The following is a 17,306-nucleotide window of genomic DNA, read 5'->3' as shown; positions in this document are numbered from 1 at the left end:
AGCTCGGCGGATGGCGAAGTACTTCGACGTGCACCCCGAGAACCCGCAGCCGCGCAGCATCGGCCAGATCGTCGACGCGGTGCGCTCGGGGGCGCTCATCGCATACCCGACCGACTCCTGCTACGCGCTGGGCTGCCAGATCGGCAGCCGGGACGGCATGGAGCGGATCCGTTCGATCCGCCGGCTGGACGACCGGCACCACTTCACGCTGATGTGCCGGGACTTCGCGCAGCTCGGCCAGTTCGTGCGCGTCGACAACGACGTGTTCCGGGCGGTCAAGGCGTCGACCCCGGGCAGTTACACCTTCATCCTCCCGGCCACCCGCGAGGTGCCGCGCAAGCTGCTGCACCCGAAGAAGAAGACGGTGGGCGTGCGCATCCCCGACCACGTGGTCACCCAGGCCCTGCTGGCCGAGCTGGGCGAGCCGCTGCTGTCCAGCACCCTGCTGCTGCCGGACGAGGAGGAGCCGATGACCCAGGGCTGGGAGATCAAGGACCGGCTCGACCACGTGGTGGACGCGGTGGTCGACTCCGGGGAGTGCGGCACCGAGCCGACCACGGTGGTGGACTTCTCCGGCGGTGAGGCCGAGATCGTCCGGCGGGGCGCCGGGGACACGTCACGCTTCGAGTGACGGCGGGGCCGGCGCGGCCGGGTGGATCTTGCGTGGCAGCATGAGGCGTGCACGCGTGGCCGGCGGGCACCTGTGTCCCCCGGCCGATCCACCGGGAGGCTCCACACCATGACCGACGTACAGGGAACCGACGTCGACATCCCCACCGCCGACGGCGTCGCGGACGCCTATCTCGCCCATCCCGCCGACGGCCGGCCGCGGCCGGGGGTCCTCCTCTACCAGGACGCCTACGGGCTGCGGCCCTGGCTGCGCTCGATGGCCGACCGGCTCGCGGCCGCCGGCTACACGGTGCTCGTGCCCAACGTCTTCTACCGGCACGGCCGCACCCCGATCGGGGAGGTCCCGGAGTTCATCGACACCGCGGCCGATCCGACCATCTGGGAGCGGATCGGCCCGGTGATGGCCTCCCTCACCCCGGACCGGACCCGGCGGGACACGGACGCCTACCTGGACTGGCTCGCCGCCAGTCCGCTGGTCGCCGACGGCCCGGTGGCGCTGACGGGCTACTGCATGGGCGCGCGTCTCGCCCTGCGGACCGCGGCCACCCACCCGGACCGGGTCGCGGCCGCGGCCGGCTTCCACGGCGGGCGGCTCGCCACCGACGCCCCGGACAGCCCGCACCTGGGCGCCGGACACATCACGGCCGAGCTGTACTTCGGCCACGCCGACCAGGACCGGTCCATGCCCGAGGAGCAGATCCGGCGCCTGACGGACGCGCTCACCGCCGCCGGCGTACGGCATACCTCCGAGGTCTACCCGGGCGCCGGCCACGGCTACACGCAGGCGGACACCACCGCCTACGACCGGGAGGCCGACGAGCGGCACTGGGCCGCCCTGCTCGCCCTGCTGGAGCGCGCCTTCTGAGGTTCCCGGCGGCGTCCGCCCCGGCGCGGGCGCCCCGGCGGATCCTGCTCAAGTCATTGACATGCACGTGATCGACCGTAACTCTGAGAGCGCTCTCAGAACAGGTACGGACCAACCCCGTACCACCCCGACCCCACACGGAGGTGGAGAGTGCTCCCCGGTTACACGCGTCCCGTGCTGCCCCTGGCGGCCGCGGCGGCCCTGATGGGCGGTGTGCTCGTCCTGGGCACGCCGGACCCCGCCGGCGCCGCCGTCGCGGACACCATCCCCTTGAAGATCACAAACAACTCGGGCCGTTCCGGGCCCGTGTACGTGTACGACCTCGGCACCCAGCTCTCCTCGGGACGGCAGGGCTGGGCCGACGAGAGCGGCGCCTTCCACGCCTGGCCCGCCGGCGGCAACCCGCCGACCCCGGCGCCGGACGCGGCGATCACCGGCCCGGCGCCGGGACAGTCGAAGACCATCCGGATACCCAAGTTCTCCGGGCGGATCTACTTCTCCTACGGCCAGAAGCTCGACTTCCGGCTGACCACCGGCGGCCTGGTGCAGCCGGCCGTGCAGAACCCCTCCGACCCGAACCGCGACATCCTGTTCAACTGGTCGGAGTACACGCTGAACGACTCCGGTCTGTGGCTCAACAGCACCCAGGTGGACATGTTCTCGGCGCCGTACGCGGTCGGCGTGCAGCGCGCGGACGGCAGCGTGAGCACCACCGGCCACCTGAAGGCCGGCGGCTACAACGCGGTGTTCAACGCGCTGCGCGGCCAGTCGGGCGGCTGGTCCGGCCTGGTGCAGACCCGCTCCGACGGCACCGTGCTGCGCGCGCTCTCCCCGCTGTACGGGGTGGAGACCGGAGCCCTGCCGGCGAACGTGATGGACGACTACGTCAACCGGGTGTGGCAGAAGTACTCGACGTCGACGCTGACCGTCACGCCCTTCACCGACCAGCCGAACACCAAGTACTTCGGCCGGGTGTCGGGCAACGTCATGAACTTCACCAACACCTCCGGCGCCGTGGTCACCAGCTTCCAGAAGCCGGACGCGTCCAGCGTCTTCGGCTGCCACAAGCTGCTGGACGCGCCCAACGACCAGGTGCGCGGCCCCATCTCCCGCACGCTGTGCGCCGGTTTCAACCGCTCCACGCTGCTGAGCAACCCCAGCCAGCCCGACACCTCGGCGGCGAACTTCTACCAGGACGGCGTGACCAACCAGTACGCGCGCGCCGTCCACGCCCAGATGGCCGACGGCAAGGCGTACGCGTTCGCCTTCGACGACGTCGGCAACCAGGAGTCCCTGGTGCACGACGGCAGTCCGCAGCAGGCGTACCTGACGCTGGATCCGCTGAGCTGACGCGGGACGGTCCCGCACCCCGGAGGAGCTCCGGGGTGCGGGACCGCTGTGTGCTGTGATCAGCCGGTCGTCAGGGCGGTGTCGTCCACGACGAAGCTGGTCTGCAGGGAGGAGTCCTCGACGCCGTTGAACTTCAGCGTGACCGTCTGGCCCGCCAGCGAGGACAGGTCGAAGGACTTCTGGCTGTACCCGGAGGCCGCGTTGGCGTTCGAGTACGTCGCGAGGGTCTTCGAACCGGCGGTCACCGTCAGCTTGTCGTACGCGGTGGTGCCGCTCTCCGCGGTGTCGATGTGCAGGTAGAAGGTCAGGGTCGCCTTGCAGCCCGCGGGGATCGTCACCGACTGGGACACGGTGTCGGTGTGCGAGGACCCGTAGCCGTCGAGCCAGGCCTTGTACGAACCGCCGTGGGCGGCCTCACCGGTGTCGTTGGTGATGGCGCCGCTCGTCGCCGTCCAGCCGGTGCTGCCCGACTCGAAGCCCGGGTTGGCCAGCAGCTGGGACGAGGAGCAGCCGCCGCCGGTGGTGCTGACCGTCCAGCCGAAGGTCGCCGTGCCGGTCGCGCCGGTGGAGTCCTTCACCGTCACCGTGGTGCTGGAGGAGCCCGCGGTGGTGGGCGTGCCGGAGATCAGACCGGTCGAGCTGTTGATCGACAGGCCGGCCGGCAGGCCGGTGGCGCTGTAGGTGAGGGCGCCGCTGTTGGTGCTGCTCGCCTGGATCTGCAGGCTGACCGCGGTGCCGACGGTGGCGCTCTGGCTGCCCGGGTTGGTGACCGTCACGCCGCTGCTCGGCGGGTTGATGTGGCTGCCGACGTTGATGCCGGCGAAGGCGTTGCCCACCCCGGCGTACTCGGCGGAGTTGGTGCCGTACAGCGAGGCGGCCGCGTTCAGGGCGGCGGTGCGGGCGCCGGCGTAGTTGGTGCTCGACGTCATGTACGTGGTCAGCGCCTTGTACCAGATCTGCAGCGCCTTGGCGCGGCCGATGCCGGCGACGGCGACGCCGTCCGAGGTCGGGCTGTTGTAGGTGACGCCGTTGATGACCTTGGTGCCGCTGCCCTCGGACAGCAGGTAGAACATGTGGTTCGCGGGGCCCGAGGAGTAGTGCACGTCCAGGTTGCCGACGCCGGAGTACCAGCTGTCGGCGGAGCCGCCGTCCTTGCTGGGCTTGTCCATGTAGCGCAGCGGGCTGCCGTCGCCGTTGATGTCGATCTTCTCGCCGATGAGGTAGTCGCCGACGTCGGTGGAGTTGTTCGCGTAGAACTCCACGCCCGTGCCGAAGATGTCGGAGGTCGCCTCGTTCAGACCGCCGGACTCGCCGCTGTAGTTGAGGCCCGCGGTGTTGGAGGTGACACCGTGGCTCATCTCGTGGCCGGCCACGTCCAGCGACGTCAGCGCGTGGGTGTTGGACGTGCCGTCGCCGTAGGTCATGCAGAAGCAGCTGTCGTCCCAGAAGGCGTTGACGTAGCCGCTGCTGTAGTGGACCCGGCTGTAGGCGGCGACACCGTCGTTGCGGATGCCGCTGCGGCCGAAGGTGTTCTTGTAGAAGTCCCAGGTCTCCTGGGCGCCGTAGGCGGCGTCGGCGGCGGCGGTCTGGGTGTTGGAGCCCGAGCCGTTGCCCCAGACGTCGTCCGAGTCCGTCATCAGGGTGCCGGTGCCGGACGTCCCGCCGTTGAGCGTGTACGTCTTGTGGCCGCCGCGCGTGGTGTCGTAGAGCTGGTACGTCGAGCCCGACAGCGTGGTGCTGAGGCTGACCGAGCCGCTGTACTGGGTGTTGCCGGTACCGGTCTCGATGGCCTGGTAGCGGCTCAGCTCCTTGCCGGTGGCGGCGTCGGTGATGACGTGCAGCCGGCTGGGCGTGCCGTCGTCCTGGAGGCCGCTGACCACCGTCTCCCAGGCGAGCTTCGGGGTGCCGTCGCCGGCCCAGATCACCTTGCGGGCGCTGTCGGCGGCGGGCTGCTTCGCGTCGAGGGCCTTGGCGGTCTTCAGGGCCTTGGTCTCGGCGGCGGACTTGGCGAAGGTCGCGGTGGTGGAGGCGACCTTGACCGTGCGCTTGCTGTTGAAGGTGGTGCTCACCGTGCCCTTGGCCACGGAGGCCGGCGGGGTGTGCACCACGAGGTCGCCGCCGAGGACGGGCAGCCCGGCGTAGGTCCGCTCGTAACGCGTGTGCACGGTGCCGTCGTTGTCCTTGACGACATCCTTGACGACCAGCTTCTCCTTGGCGCCGAGGCCGAGGGAGCGCGCGGTCGTGGCGGTCCTCTGCTGGGCGCTCTTGATCAGCGCGGCGTGCTGGGCCGGGGAGAGCTTGGCCTCCAGACCGCCGGTGCGCAGGTGGCCGGCGTGGGGGGCGGAGGGCTTGGCTGCGGCCGGCACCGACTGGATGCCGACGGCGAGGAAGGCCGCGGTGGAGACCAGTGCGGCTCCGGCCAAGGCCCGTCTGTGGGGAAGACGACTCACTCGATTTCCTCCTGCTGCGGCCGCCGGGTAGCGGCCGGTGAGACCCGGGCAGACGGGTGTGCTGTCCGGGACGAGCTCAACTGTGTGGGGAAGCATGGAGCGTTCACGCGAAACCGACTGCGTGCTGGGGGAGAATGACAGCCTTGACTCGCGCATGTCAGCAGCGGCAGAGGCAATTCGAGGGTTTTCCCTACCCTGACCCCTGCGACGGCAGGGCGGGACGGATGCTCCGGCCGCGCCGGGCCGGCGCATGGTTCGGCGCAGGGCCCGGTCGACGCGGCTCGGCAGCACCGGACGGCGAAGTCCTCTGATTTTACCAGCACTTGACGCCGGGGCCCACCCTCCGGCCATGCACGGCACCGTTGTTACGGTGCACCGCGTGTCTGAATCCTCACGCGATACCGCCCGGGGCGCCGGCTGGGGCCCGTCCGAACCCGGCGTCTACCGGCGGCTGATGCCCGCTCATGTGGAGAAGCTGTCCTGGCTCGACCCGCGGGTCCTGTGGGCCGCCCGCAACGGGGTGCTCGCGTCGTGGTTCGGCGACCCGACCGGCCGCACCCGCGGCCGCCTGGTGGCCGAGCAGGAGGCGGCCGGGGCGCCCGCGGACAAGGTGGTGCGGCGGGACGTGCCGGACCGCTTCTCCTTCCTGGTCCTCGGGGACACCGGCGAGGGCGGCGCCTCCCAGTACGCCACCGTCCCCGGCCTGCTCGAGGCCGGCCGGGACACGGAGTTCGCGGTGATCGCGAGCGACGTCATCTACCCCGTCGGCAGCGCCGACGACTACGGCGTCAAGTTCTTCCGGCCGTACGAGGACTATCCCGCGCCCATCTACGCGGTACCGGGCAACCACGACTGGTACGAGGACCTCGGCGCGTTCATGCGGGTCTTCTGCGCCGACGCTCCCCCGCTGCCGCCCGCACCGCGGCCCCGCCCGCTCACCCGCGCCTGGTGGCGCACCCTGCTCTGGCACCGGGCGCGCCCGGCGGACGGCCGACGTCTGGCCGAGGCGAGGGCGCTGCGGTCGGCGCCGGCGCAGCGGGCCGTTCAGCCGGGGCCGTACTGGGCGATCGACGCCGGGCCGGTGCGGATCGTCGGCATCGACACCGGACTGCTGGGCACGATCGACGCCGAGCAGGGCGCGTGGCTGCGGGAGGTGTCCCGGGGACCGAAGCCCAAGATCCTGATCACCGGCTCCCCGCTGTACGTGGACGGCGAGCATCACCCGTGCGCCATCGAGGGCGGCGGCACGGTCGACGACGTCGTGCGCGACCCGGAGCACCACTACGTGGCCGCGATCGGCGGTGACATCCACAACTACCAGCGCTATCCGGTCGACGTGGACGGCCGCACCGTCCAGTACGTGGTCTCGGGCGGCGGGGGCGCGTTCATGCACGCCACGCACACCATCCCCCGGGTGTCGGTGGCGAACGTCACCGAGCGGGAGTTCCGCTGCTACCCCCTGCGCGGCGACTCGCTGGCCTTCTACAGCGGGGTGTACGCCCGGCGGCTGCGGCTGCGCCGCTTCTTCACCCTCACCGAGGACCAGGCGACCGCGGTCGTGGCCGAGCGGCTCGGCATCGAGCCCGCCCGGGCGCCCGGCCCGGACGCCCGGGTCACCCGGCGGGTGCGGCTGGTCGCGAGCCTGCTGGGCGCGGGGCGCCGGCCCGACCGCGCCGCCCGGTTCCGGCTGCCCGTGCGCAAGCTCTACACCCAGCTCTTCTCGCCGGGTTCGGTCACCTACGACCCGCCGTTCTTCAAGTCCTTCCTGCGCCTGGACGTGACCCCGGAGGCGGTGCGGCTGCGCTGCTTCGCCGCGACCGGCAACCGCGCCCAGGAACTCGACCCGCCGGTCGAGGACGAGACGACGATCCCGCTGACGTGAGCGCCGGGGACCGGCGCCCGCCGGGTGGCCGGCCCCCGGCTCACCAGCGGCTCACCAGCGGCCCGCCTGCGTACCGGTGATCGGCTCCGAGGGCCTGCCGTCCACGCCCACCGGGACGTCGCCCGCGAGCATCACCCGGTGCATGATCCTGGGGTGCCCGAGATGGGCGCTGTCGCCCGGGGCCAGGTGGATGGTGGCCCGGTTGTCCCAGAAGGCGACGCTCCCGGGCTCCCAGCGGAAGCGGACCGTGTACTCGGGGCGCACCGCCTGCTCCAGCAGCATCTCCAGCAGGGCCGCGCTCTCCGGCCGGGACACCCCGGCGATCTGCTCCAGGTAGTAGCCGTTGACGTACAGCACCCGCTCTCCCGTCTCCGGGTGCACCCGCACCAGCGGGTGGACGGAGGCGACCTGATGGTCCAGCAGGTGACGGAGGTAGGCGTCGTCGCCGGGCCGCGGCTGGTAGCCGACGCCGAGCCGGTGCTCGGCGCGCAACCCGTCCACGAAGGCGCGTACCGGTGCCGAGAGCCCGGCGTAGGCGGCGGCCAGATTGGCCCAGGTGGTGTCGCCGCCGTACGGCGGTACGGTCTCGGCGCGCAGGACGGTCGCGGCCGGCGGGTCGACACGGGCGCCGTGGTCGCAGTGCCAGCCGCGCAGCAGGCTGTGCCGGCGCCGCCGCAGCCACTCCTCGTGCTCCATGCCGAAGCGCCCGCCCAGCTCCAGCCGGTCGGCGGTGGTCTCCACCTCGGGGAAGCCCGCCGGGGAGGCGCTGCCCCGCCGGCCGAGGACGACCGGCTCGCCGAACCGGCGGGCGAAGGCCACGTGTGCGGCGTGGTCCAGCTCCTGCCCCCGGAAGAACACCACCTTCCAGCGCAGCACCGCCGCCCGGATCGAGGCGACCACCGCGTCGTCCAGCGGACCGGCGAGATCCACGCCGGTGATCTCCGCGCCGATGTGCCCGGCGACCGGGCGCACCCGCACGTCCCCGGTGCGCTCCTCCTGCCCGGTGTGCTCCGGCGTGGGCCTGTGCGTCGTCATGCGCGCTCCGTTGGTCGTGCGAACCGGCTCCGAGACCGATCGTTGCACCCGGGCCCCGTCCGCCGCGAGCGGCCCGTGCCGCCGGCCTCGCCGGGCCGGTCCACCGGGCTGCCCCCGCCACGGCCGCATGTCCCTCCCCCGGGCTACGGCTCCTCGGCGGGTGCCCGCGCCGTGTCCGGGCGGGGCGCGGCCAGGCTGCCGAGGATGTCCAGCAGCTCGGCGCTGCGGCTGCCGGGCTCGGCGTGGAAGACCACCAGGGTGAGTCCGCCGGTGCCGTCCGCGGTCAGCTTCTCCGAGTGCAGGTCCAGGTCGCCGACCTGCGGGTGGCTCAGTCTGCTCAGCCGGCCGCGCCGGGGCCGCACCTCGTGCCGGGCCCACAGCGTGCGGAACCTCTCGCTGCGCAGGGAGAGGTCGCCGACCAGGTCGCGCAGCCGGGGGTCGTCGGACTCGGGGCCCGCGTACGCCCGCAGCGCGGCGACGCCCTCCACGGTGAGCTCGTCCCAGTCCCGGCGCAGCGCGCGCTCCGCGGGGTCGAGGAAGACCGCCCGCAGCAGGTTGACGCCCGGCCGGTAGCTGGGCGTGAGGGCCGTGGCGAGGGCGTTGGCGGCGAGGCAGTCGGTGTAGCGGTTCTGGATGTAGGCGGGGTTGCGCGGCCAGCCGTCGATGAGCCGCAGCAGACCGGCCGGCGCCTCCTCCCGGGGGCGGGCCGGCCCGGTGCGCGCCCCGGGCCGGGCGTCGCGGGGCCGGTCCCGGGTCAGCGACAGGAGGTAGGAGGTGGCGTCGGCGTCCAGCCGCAGCACCCCGGCGATGGCCTGGAGGACCTGCGCGGAGGGGTTGCGGTCGCGGCCCTGTTCGAGGCGGAGGTAATAGTCGGAGCTGATGCCGGAGAGCATCGCGACCTCCTCGCGGCGCAGCCCCGGCACCCGGCGCAGTCCCGATCCCGGCAGGCCCACGTCCTGCGGGCGGACCTGTCCCCGGCGGGCCCGCAGGAACTCGCCGAGCGCGTTCGTACCGTCCATGGCACCACCGTACGGCGGCGTCCGCCGCGGTGACTGGCCCTGTCACTCCCAGGAACGCGGGGGCACTGCCGTGCCGGGCGGGCCGGGCGCAGGGTGGAGGGGAGCCGCCGGAGGGGCGGCTCGTCGAACGGCACGAGAGGCACGACATGACCGCACAGCTCGGCGGCACCGTCACCCCCGCGGACGGTCTGACCCTGACCCGGATGGGCTACGGAGCCATGCAACTGGCCGGACCGCACGTCTTCGGCCCGCCGCGGGACCGGGGCCGGGCGGTCGCGGTGCTGCGCGCCGCGGTGGAGGCGGGCGTCACCCACATCGACACCGCCGACTTCTACGGGCCGGTCGTGGTCAACGAGATCATCCGGGAGGCGCTGCACCCTTACCCGGACGCCCTGCGCATAGTGACCAAGGTCGGCGCGCGGCGCGGCGCGGACGGCGCCTGGATCATGTCCCGGCATCCGGCGGACCTCAGGGCGCAGGTGCACGACAACCTGCGGCATCTGGGGCTGGAGACGCTGGACGTGGTCAACCTGCGGCTCGGCGACGTGGACAGCCCGAACGAGGAACCGGTGGCCGAGATGTTCGGCGCGCTGGCGGAGCTGCGGCAGCAGGGCCTGATCCGGCACCTGGGACTCAGCGCCGCGTCCCTCGCCCAACTGGAGGAGGCGCGGGCGATCGCGCCCGTGGTGAGCGTGCAGAACCTGTACAACCTGGCCCAGCGGCAGGACGACGCGCTGGTGGAGCGCACGGCGGCGGAGAACATCGCCTTCGTGCCGTACTTCCCGCTGGGCGGGTTCACCCAGCTGCAGTCCGGCACGCTGTCCCGGGTCGCCGCGCGGCTCGGCGCGTCGCCGCAGCAGGTGGCCCTCGCCTGGCTGCTCGGCCGCTCGCCGAACATCGCGCTCATCCCCGGCACCTCGTCCCCGGACCACCTGCGCGAGAACATCGCCGCCGCCGGCCTGACGCTGCCCGGGGACGCGGTCGCGGAGCTGGACCGCATCGCGGGCTGAGCGGGGCCCCGGCGGGGTACCCGGGGCCCGGCGGGGCGGACCGGCGGAAGGAGCACCGGGTGACGACGGAGGACCGGCTGCGGACCTACCGCGGCAGACGCGACTTCGAACGGACCCGCGAGCCGTCCGGCGGGGCGGCGGACGCGGGCGAGCGGCCGCGCTTCGTGGCGCAGATCCACGACGCTCGCCGCATGCACTTCGACTTCCGGCTCCAGGTGGGGGACGTGCTGAAGTCGTGGTCGGTGCCCAAGGGGCCGTCGACGGACCCCGGGGACAGACGGCTGGCCGTGCCCACCGAGGACCATCCGCTGGAGTACGAGGACTTCGAGGGCGTGATCCCGAAGGGCGAGTACGGCGGGGGCACGGTGATCGTGTGGGAGCACGGCACGTACGAGCCGCTCAGCCACGACCGCCGGGGGCGTCCGCTGGACTTCGCCGAGTCGCTGGAGCGCGGGCACGCCACGTTCCGGCTCGACGGGGCCAAGCTGCACGGCGAGTGGGCCCTCACCCGGTTCCGCGGCGGCCCGGACGAGGAGGAGTCCTGGCTGCTGGTGCGCAAGGGCCCCGCGCGGCCGGAGGGGCACGGCACCCCCGATCCGCGGCGGGCCCGCTCGGTGCGCACCGGGCGCACCCTGGCCCAGGTCGCCGCCGACGCCCACGCCCACGCCCACGCCGACGCCGACGCCGACGCCGACGCCGACGCCGACGCCGACGGGAGGTGACAGGTTGACCGGATCACCTGGTTCCGCCCCCAACACCCGGCTGATGCCTCTAGGTTCGCGGTCGGCAACCGCTCGCGAACCTGGAGGCTCCCGTATGCGCAAGGTACTTCGCACCGCCCTCGTCGGCGTGGTGACCGCCGCCGCGTTCCTCGCCTGCCCCGCCGCGGGGGCCACCCCGCCGGGCCCCGGGGTGACGGCCCGTACCCTCGCCCGGACGACGGTCGGCGGCACCGACTACACCCTGCGCGAGATCACCGTCCCGCCCGGCCAGGGCACCGGCTGGCACTACCACGACGGTCCGCTGTACGGCGTCGTGAAGCAGGGCACCCTCAGCCACTTCGACTCCGGCTGCGCCTCGGACGGCGTGTACCGCAAGGGCGCGGCGATCCAGGAGCCGGCCGGTCCCGACCACGTCCACATAGGCCGCAACCTCGGCACCACCCCGGTCGTCCTGGATGTGCTCTACGTGCTGCCGCACGACGCCCCGTTCTCCGAGGACGCGCCGAACCCGGGCTGCTCCTTCGGGTGATCAGCCGGCGGGCAGCGACTGCTGCGCCCAGATGGTCTTGCCGCTGCCCGTCTGCCTGCTGCCCCAGCGCTGGGTGAGCTGGGCGACCAGCAGCAGTCCGCGGCCGCCCTCGTCGTAGGCGTGCGCCCGGCGCAGGTGCGGTGAGGTGGAACTGGCGTCGGACACCTCGCAGATGAGCGCGCCGTCCCGGATCAGGCGGAGCTGGACGGGGGGTTCGCCGTAGCGGATGGCGTTGGTGACCAGCTCGCTGACGACGAGTTCGGTGACGAACGCGATCTCCTCCAGGCCCCAGGCCGTCAGCCGTTCGGTGGCCGCCTGCCGGAAGGCGGCCACCGCTGCCGGGTCGGACGGGACGTCCCAGGTGGCCACCCGGTCGGCGCCCAGGGCACGGGTGCGGACCAGGAGCAGGGCGACGTCGTCGGCGGGCTGCTCGGGCATGACCGCCTTGAGGACGTCGTCGCTGAGAGCCTCCAGGGAGCCGGCCGGTGCGCCGAGGGCGCGGCGCAGTTCCTCGGTGGCGCGGTCCACGTCCCGGTCGCGGTCCTCGACCAGGCCGTCGGTGTAGAGGGCGACGACCGAGCCCTCGGGGAGCTGCAGTTCCGTCGCCTCGAAGGGCAGCCCGCCGACCCCGAGGGGCGGTCCGGCGCTCATGGGCACGAACTCGGCGGCGCCGCCCGGCAGGAGGACGGCCGGGGCCGGGTGGCCGGCCGCAGCCAGGCTGAGCCGGCGGGAGACGGGGTCGTAGACGGCGTAGAGGCAGGTGGCGCCGAGCTCGGCGGCCTCCTCGCCGGTGCCGCCGGTGGCCAGATGGCTGACCAGGTCGTCCAGGTGGGTGAGCAGCTCGTCCGGGGGCAGGTCGACGTCGGCGAGGGTCCGCACCGCCGTGCGCAGCCGGCCCATGGTCGCGGAGGACTGGATGCCGTGGCCGACGACGTCGCCGACGACCAGTCCGACCCGGCTGCCGGAGAGCGGGATCACGTCGAACCAGTCGCCGCCGATGCCGGCCAGCGATCCGCACGGCAGGTACCGGTGGGCCACCTCGACCGCGGCCTGGCCCGGCAGCCCGCTCGGCAGCAGGCTGTGCTGGAGGGCGTGGGCGGTGTCGCGCTCGCGGGCGAAGCGGCGGGCGTTGTCGACGCAGACGGCCGCCCGGCTGGCGAGCTCCTCGGCGAAGACGGCGTCGTCGGGGACGTAGGCGTCCGGGTGGTACTTGCGCACGCAGACCGCGGCGCCGAGGGTGATGCCCCGGGCGCGCAGCGGCACCGCGATCATCGAGTGGACGCCCTCGCGGTGGCGCCGGCCCTCCGGGGAGCGCGCGTCGCGGTCCGCGAGCCACTGGTCGAACGCCGGCTCGCCGGCCTGGGCCAGTACCGGCCGGCCCTCGCGGAGCGCGACGGCCGGCGGGGTCGACGGGCGGTACTCCTCCGACTCCCCCGGCTGCAGCGCCGCGCCCCGGTTGCCCTCCACGACCGAGCGGTGGGCCACGCGCCGCAGTTCGGTGGCGCTCCCGGGGGCCGCCGGCGGCTCGTGCGCGCCGAGGACCCAGTCCAGCAGGTCGACGGTGGCGAAGTCGGCGTACTGCGGGACCAGGAGCTCGATCAGCTCCTCGGCCGTGCGGACCACGTCCAGTGTGGTGCCGATGCGGGTGGCGGCCTCGTTGAGCAGGGCGAGGCGGCGCCGGGCCCAGTACTGCTCGCTGCTGTCGAAGGCGGCCAGGGCCACCGCGGTCGGCGTGCCCGACCCGTCGCGCAGCGGCCACATCTCGATGCTCAGGGCGTGCGCGCCGGGCACGGCGGAGGCCGCGGTGAAGCTCTCGTAGCGCACCGGCCGGCCGGTCTCGGCCACCTCGCGCAGGTGACGCAGGAAGCCCCGGGCGTGCTCGCCGTCCTCCGCCGTGTCCGCGTAGAGGCGGCCGACCAGAGACTCCTCGGGGGTGCCCATCAGCCGGCAGGCGTCGGCGTTGACGTACAGGTAACGCTGTTCGAGGTCGAGGACCGACATCGCCACGGAGGCCTGCCGGAAGGCCTCGCCGACCAGCACCGGGCTCTGCGGGGACCGGCCCGCGGTGATCACGTGCCCGGCCGGCGCGCCGTCGGCGCCGAGGATCCGGCAGACGGTCACGGCCACCTCGACCGGGTGGCCCTCGCGGTGGCGCAGGGTGACGGTGCCGGACCCGGCGGCGAGGACGCCGCCGGGCGGTTCCCCGGCGAGCAGCTCGGCCACCGGCCGGCCGACGACCTCGTCCGCCGCACGGCCCGTGAGCAGCCGCGCGCCCTGGCTCCACCCGGTCACCCTGCCCTGGGCGTCGATGACCACAGCGGCCGCGGCTCGCTCCATATGCCCCAGGATGATCCGAAAGCTCCGGTCCATCAAGCGCGGCAGCGGCCCGGCTCAGCCCCCGGTGGTCCGCAGCACCGCCAGAGCCCGGTCGGCGTGGGTGTTCATGCGCAGTTCGCTGCGCACCACCTCCAGGACCGTGCGGTCCCGGCCGATCACGAAGGTGACCCGCTTGGTCGGCGCGAGGGTGAAGCCCCGGCGCACCCCGAACCGGTCGCGCACCGCGCCGTCGGCGTCCGACAGCAGCGGCATGCCGAGGGTGTGCCGGCCGGCGAACTCCTGCTGGCGTTCGACGCTGTCGCCGCTGATCCCGACCGAGCGGGCGCCGACGGCCGCGAACTCGGCGGCGAGATCGCGGAAGTGGCAGGCCTCGGCGGTGCAGCCGGGCGTCAGGGCCGCGGGGTAGAAGAACAGCACGACCGGGCCCTCGGCCAGCAGTTCGTCGAGGCTGCGCACGGCGCCGGTCTCGTCCGGCAGCGCGAAGTCCTCGACCTTGTCGCCCACCTCGACACGTCCCGTCACGACCGCACCTCCCCGCCGCGGGCCACGCCGCGAGCCCACAGCACCAGGGGCACCTGCAGCGGCAGCCGGGCCAGGGCCGCGTTGCGCTGCGGCGCGGGCCGGTGCCGCCAGTCCACGGCCATCTTCACGTTGGCGGGGAACACCCCGACGAAGAAGGCGGCGGCGGCCCTCGCGGCCAGGGGGCGCGTGCGGCGCGTGGCGACACCGGCCGCCAGGGCCAGCTCCACGGCCCCGCTGCCGTACGTCCAGGCCCGGGGCGAGCCGGGCAGCGCCCGGGGGACGAGGTGGTCGAACTGGCGGGGCGCGGCGAAGTGGGCGACCCCCGCCGCGGCCAGCAGGCCGGCGAGCAGCAGGGGTGAGCGTTCGGACCGGGGCACGGTTCCTCCTCTGGTGGCCTGCCGCCGGATATTACTCGACAGTAGTCACGGTCGGGGCCGCTTCGGGCGGGCGGCACGGACGAAAGCGCCACCCCGGATGTCCGCCGGACGTCCGGGGGTCAGCGGACCCGGGTGACGGGAGCGAGCCAGAGGCCGACGATGGCGTCGGCGAGGCCGGTGGCGACCTCGCCCCAGGTGGCGCGCGCGGTCGGAGTGCCCTCGGCGACGGCGCGTTCCTGTTCGGCGCAGGTGTGCAGCAGCAGGAGGCGGACCATCTGGCCGCGCTCGGCGCGGACCTCGGCCGGCAGCTCGGGCAGCGTGCGGTTCAGGCCCTCGACGGCCTGGCGCAGCGCGGGCGAGGCCAGGGACTCCTCGACCAGGATCTCGTGCAGCGCCGGGTCGGTCATCACCTGCGCGCAGAACCGGGCGTACCAGGTGGGACTGCCCAGTTCGGCCAGGTGACCGGTCACCGGGCGCACCAGGCAGTCGACCCAGTCGCGTACGTCGGTGGAGCCGGCGGCGGCGGACAGCGCCCGCTCCTGCAGCGCCTCGATGCGTGCGGTGTGCCTGCGGGCGACCGCGCGGACCAGGTCGGCCTTGGTGCCGAAGTGGTAGCCGACCGCCGCGTTGTTGCCCTGCCCGGCGGCCTCGCTGACCTGGCGGTTGGAGACGGCGTAGACGCCGTGCTCGGCGAACAGCCGCTCCGCCGCGGTCAGGATCGCCTCCCGGGTCGCGTTCACCTGCTCCGCACGGGCCGTCCTGCGCGCCATGCTCACCACCGCTCCGGGACTGCGCACCGCCCTGGAGCCGCCAGTCCCGCGCACGCTCCAGGCCCTCGACCGGGGCGGCGAGGTCCAGCAGGGCAAGCCTACGGGCCCGTCCCGCCCGGCCGCCCCGCACCCGGCGCCGGGGCGGTCCGGCACGACGCGCGCCCCGACTGCCTCTACAGTAAGTCAAGCAGTTGATTTAAAAAGCACGCCGGCTCCCCCGGCTGTCCGCCATGCCCTGAGGCATGCTCCCGACGGAAGGTCCCCCTCTCATGTCCGACGCCCCCGCCCGGCCCGCCGGGGCCGTCACCGCGCCACGGCCGAACGCCGTGGTAGTGGTGCTGGCCCTGGCCGGCATCACCGTGTCGCTGATGCAGACGCTGGTGATCCCGATCGTGCCGGAGCTGCCCGTCTATCTGGACGCCCCGGCGTCCGACGCCGCGTGGGCGGTCACGGCCACGCTGCTGGCCGCGGCGGTCGCGACCCCGGTGGCCGGCCGGCTCGGCGACATGTTCGGCAAGCGGCGCATGCTGATGGTCAGCCTGGTGCTGCTGGTGGCCGGCTCGGTGGTCTGCGCGCTCAGCGACTCGCTGGTCCCGATGATCGCCGGGCGCACCCTGCAGGGCCTGGCGGCCGCCGTGGTTCCGCTCGGCATCAGCATCATGCGCGACGAGCTGCCCCCGGAGCGGCTGGCCGGCTCGACCGCCCTGATGAGCGCCTCGCTGGGCTTCGGCGGCGCCCTCGGGCTGCCCGCCGCCGCCTTCATCGCGGACCGCTTCGACTGGCACGTGCTGTTCTGGACCTCGGCCACCCTCGGTGTCGTCGCCCTCGCGCTGGGGGCGGCCCTGGTGCCCGAGTCCCTGGTGCGCAGCGGCGGCCGCTTCGACCTGCCCGGTTCCCTCGGCATGGCGGTCGGCCTCGTCTCGCTGCTGCTCGCGGTGTCCAAGGGCGCCGACTGGGGCTGGGGCAGCGGCACCACGCTGGGCCTGTTCGCGCTCGCCGTCGTCGTGCTCGGCGCCTGGGGATTCTACGAGCTGCGCACGGCCGAGCCGCTGGTCGACCTGCGCACCACCGCCCGCCGGCAGGTGCTGTTCACCAACCTCGCGTCCATCGCGTTCGGCTTCTCGATGTTCGCGATGTCGCTGGTCCTGCCGCAGCTGCTGCAACTGCCCGCACAGACCGGGTACGGCCTCGGCAAATCGATGCTGACCGCCGGTCTCGTGATGGCCCCGCAGGGTCTGGTGATGATGGCCACGGCCCCCGTCTCGGCCCTGATCACCCGCTCCCGGGGCCCGAAGACCACGCTGATGACGGGCGCGGTCGTGGTGGCCGCCGGTTACGGCCTCGACATCGTGCTGATGAGCGAGGTCTGGCACCTGATCCTGGTGTCCTGCGTCATCGGCGCCGGTGTCGGCTTCGCCTACGGCGCCATGCCCGCGCTGATCATGGGAGCCGTGCCGGCCTCGGAGACGGCCGCCGCCAACAGCCTCAACACGCTGATGCGGTCCATCGGCACCTCGGTGGCCAGCGCGGTCGCCGGCGTGGTCCTCGCCCAGCTGACCACCAGCCTCGGCGGCCACGCGCTGCCGTCCGAGAACGGCTTCAAGGTCATCCTGGCGCTCGGCGCGGGCTCCGCCGTCCTGGCCTTCCTGCTCGCCGCCTTCCTGCCCCGCCACCGCCCGGCGGACCCGGTGGCGGCCCCGGCGGCCACCGGCGCGCCGTCGGCCGAGCCGGTCGGCTGAGCACGGCACTCGCCGGCCCCGGGGCCCGTTCAGGGGAACCGGGGCCGAAAGGCGCGTGAGGGCGGCCGC

Annotated in this window: 15 protein-coding genes; 8 read left to right on the top strand and 7 right to left on the bottom strand. The window is 73.7% G+C overall.

Going from position 1 to position 17,306, the window contains the following annotated elements:
- The first annotated feature begins 10 nt into the window (after positions 1-10).
- The 3 genes from TNCT1_RS20175 to TNCT1_RS20165 all read left to right on the top strand — a co-directional run bounded on the left by TNCT1_RS20175 (position 11) and on the right by TNCT1_RS20165 (position 2,845).
- Positions 11-631: an L-threonylcarbamoyladenylate synthase gene (locus TNCT1_RS20175; protein ID WP_174266367.1), complete on the top strand. Its 621-nt coding sequence runs from the start codon at positions 11-13 to the stop codon at positions 629-631.
- A 108-nt stretch (positions 632-739) separates the two neighbouring features.
- A complete protein-coding gene (locus TNCT1_RS20170) occupies positions 740-1,495 on the top strand; it encodes a dienelactone hydrolase family protein (RefSeq protein ID WP_143634103.1) in 756 nt (251 codons plus the stop codon).
- Between the two features lie 204 nt (positions 1,496-1,699).
- Entirely contained in the window at positions 1,700-2,845 is a 1,146-nt protein-coding gene (locus TNCT1_RS20165) for a glycoside hydrolase family 64 protein (RefSeq protein ID WP_143634580.1), read from the top strand.
- A 59-nt stretch (positions 2,846-2,904) separates the two neighbouring features.
- Here TNCT1_RS20165 and TNCT1_RS20160 read toward each other — a convergent pair whose 3' ends face one another.
- Positions 2,905-5,268 carry a M4 family metallopeptidase gene (locus TNCT1_RS20160; RefSeq protein WP_373920489.1) on the bottom strand — a complete coding sequence of 788 codons (2,364 nt, stop codon included), beginning with the start codon at positions 5,266-5,268 and terminating at the stop codon, positions 2,905-2,907.
- Positions 5,269-5,674: 406 nt separating this feature from the next.
- On the opposite strand from TNCT1_RS20160, the gene TNCT1_RS20155 reads away from it, so the two are divergent.
- A complete protein-coding gene (locus TNCT1_RS20155) occupies positions 5,675-7,177 on the top strand; it encodes a metallophosphoesterase (protein ID WP_143634098.1) in 1,503 nt (500 codons plus the stop codon).
- A gap of 51 nt (positions 7,178-7,228) precedes the next feature.
- On the opposite strand, the gene TNCT1_RS20150 is transcribed toward TNCT1_RS20155, so the two are convergent.
- Together TNCT1_RS20150 and TNCT1_RS20145 are read right to left on the bottom strand one after the other, a co-directional pair.
- Entirely contained in the window at positions 7,229-8,212 is a 984-nt protein-coding gene (locus TNCT1_RS20150; RefSeq protein ID WP_143634096.1) for a TauD/TfdA family dioxygenase, read from the bottom strand.
- Positions 8,213-8,355: 143 nt separating this feature from the next.
- Positions 8,356-9,231: a helix-turn-helix domain-containing protein gene (locus tag TNCT1_RS20145; protein ID WP_143634094.1), complete on the bottom strand. Its 876-nt coding sequence runs from the start codon at positions 9,229-9,231 to the stop codon at positions 8,356-8,358.
- A gap of 146 nt (positions 9,232-9,377) precedes the next feature.
- Here TNCT1_RS20145 and TNCT1_RS20140 point away from each other — a divergent pair, with 146 nt between their 5' ends.
- From TNCT1_RS20140 to TNCT1_RS20130, 3 genes are all read left to right on the top strand, one after another.
- Positions 9,378-10,241 carry an oxidoreductase gene (locus TNCT1_RS20140; RefSeq protein WP_143634091.1) on the top strand — a complete coding sequence of 288 codons (864 nt, stop codon included), beginning with the start codon at positions 9,378-9,380 and terminating at the stop codon, positions 10,239-10,241.
- Between the two features lie 59 nt (positions 10,242-10,300).
- Positions 10,301-10,963, top strand: coding sequence for a DNA polymerase ligase N-terminal domain-containing protein (locus TNCT1_RS20135; RefSeq protein ID WP_143634087.1), 663 nt, complete (start codon positions 10,301-10,303; stop codon positions 10,961-10,963).
- 94 nt (positions 10,964-11,057) lie between these two features.
- Complete coding sequence (locus tag TNCT1_RS20130; protein WP_143634084.1) at positions 11,058-11,492, top strand: cupin domain-containing protein; 435 nt, start codon at positions 11,058-11,060, stop codon at positions 11,490-11,492.
- Here the strand turns inward: TNCT1_RS20130 and TNCT1_RS20125 are convergent, their stop codons facing one another.
- The 4 genes from TNCT1_RS20125 to TNCT1_RS20110 form a co-directional block, all read right to left on the bottom strand.
- Positions 11,493-13,829 (bottom strand): SpoIIE family protein phosphatase, encoded by a 2,337-nt coding sequence (locus tag TNCT1_RS20125; protein WP_143634082.1) that lies wholly within the window; start codon positions 13,827-13,829, stop codon positions 11,493-11,495.
- Positions 13,830-13,883: 54 nt separating this feature from the next.
- Positions 13,884-14,351, bottom strand: coding sequence for a peroxiredoxin (locus TNCT1_RS20120; protein ID WP_143634078.1), 468 nt, complete (start codon positions 14,349-14,351; stop codon positions 13,884-13,886).
- Entirely contained in the window at positions 14,348-14,728 is a 381-nt protein-coding gene (locus TNCT1_RS20115; RefSeq protein WP_143634076.1) for a hypothetical protein, read from the bottom strand. The genes TNCT1_RS20120 and TNCT1_RS20115 overlap by 4 nt, the downstream gene beginning before the upstream one ends.
- A gap of 119 nt (positions 14,729-14,847) precedes the next feature.
- Positions 14,848-15,498 (bottom strand): TetR/AcrR family transcriptional regulator, encoded by a 651-nt coding sequence (locus TNCT1_RS20110; RefSeq protein WP_143634073.1) that lies wholly within the window; start codon positions 15,496-15,498, stop codon positions 14,848-14,850.
- 269 nt (positions 15,499-15,767) lie between these two features.
- On the opposite strand from TNCT1_RS20110, the gene TNCT1_RS20105 reads away from it, so the two are divergent.
- A complete protein-coding gene (locus TNCT1_RS20105; protein WP_143634070.1) occupies positions 15,768-17,237 on the top strand; it encodes an MFS transporter in 1,470 nt (489 codons plus the stop codon).
- Positions 17,238-17,306: the final 69 nt, after the last annotated feature.

Origin of the sequence: Streptomyces sp. 1-11 (genome assembly GCF_007176755.1) — a bacterium.
GTDB lineage: Bacteria > Actinomycetota > Actinomycetes > Streptomycetales > Streptomycetaceae > Streptomyces.
Note: the sequence above shows the minus strand (reverse complement) of the source record. Positions and strands in the feature narration are given on the sequence as shown.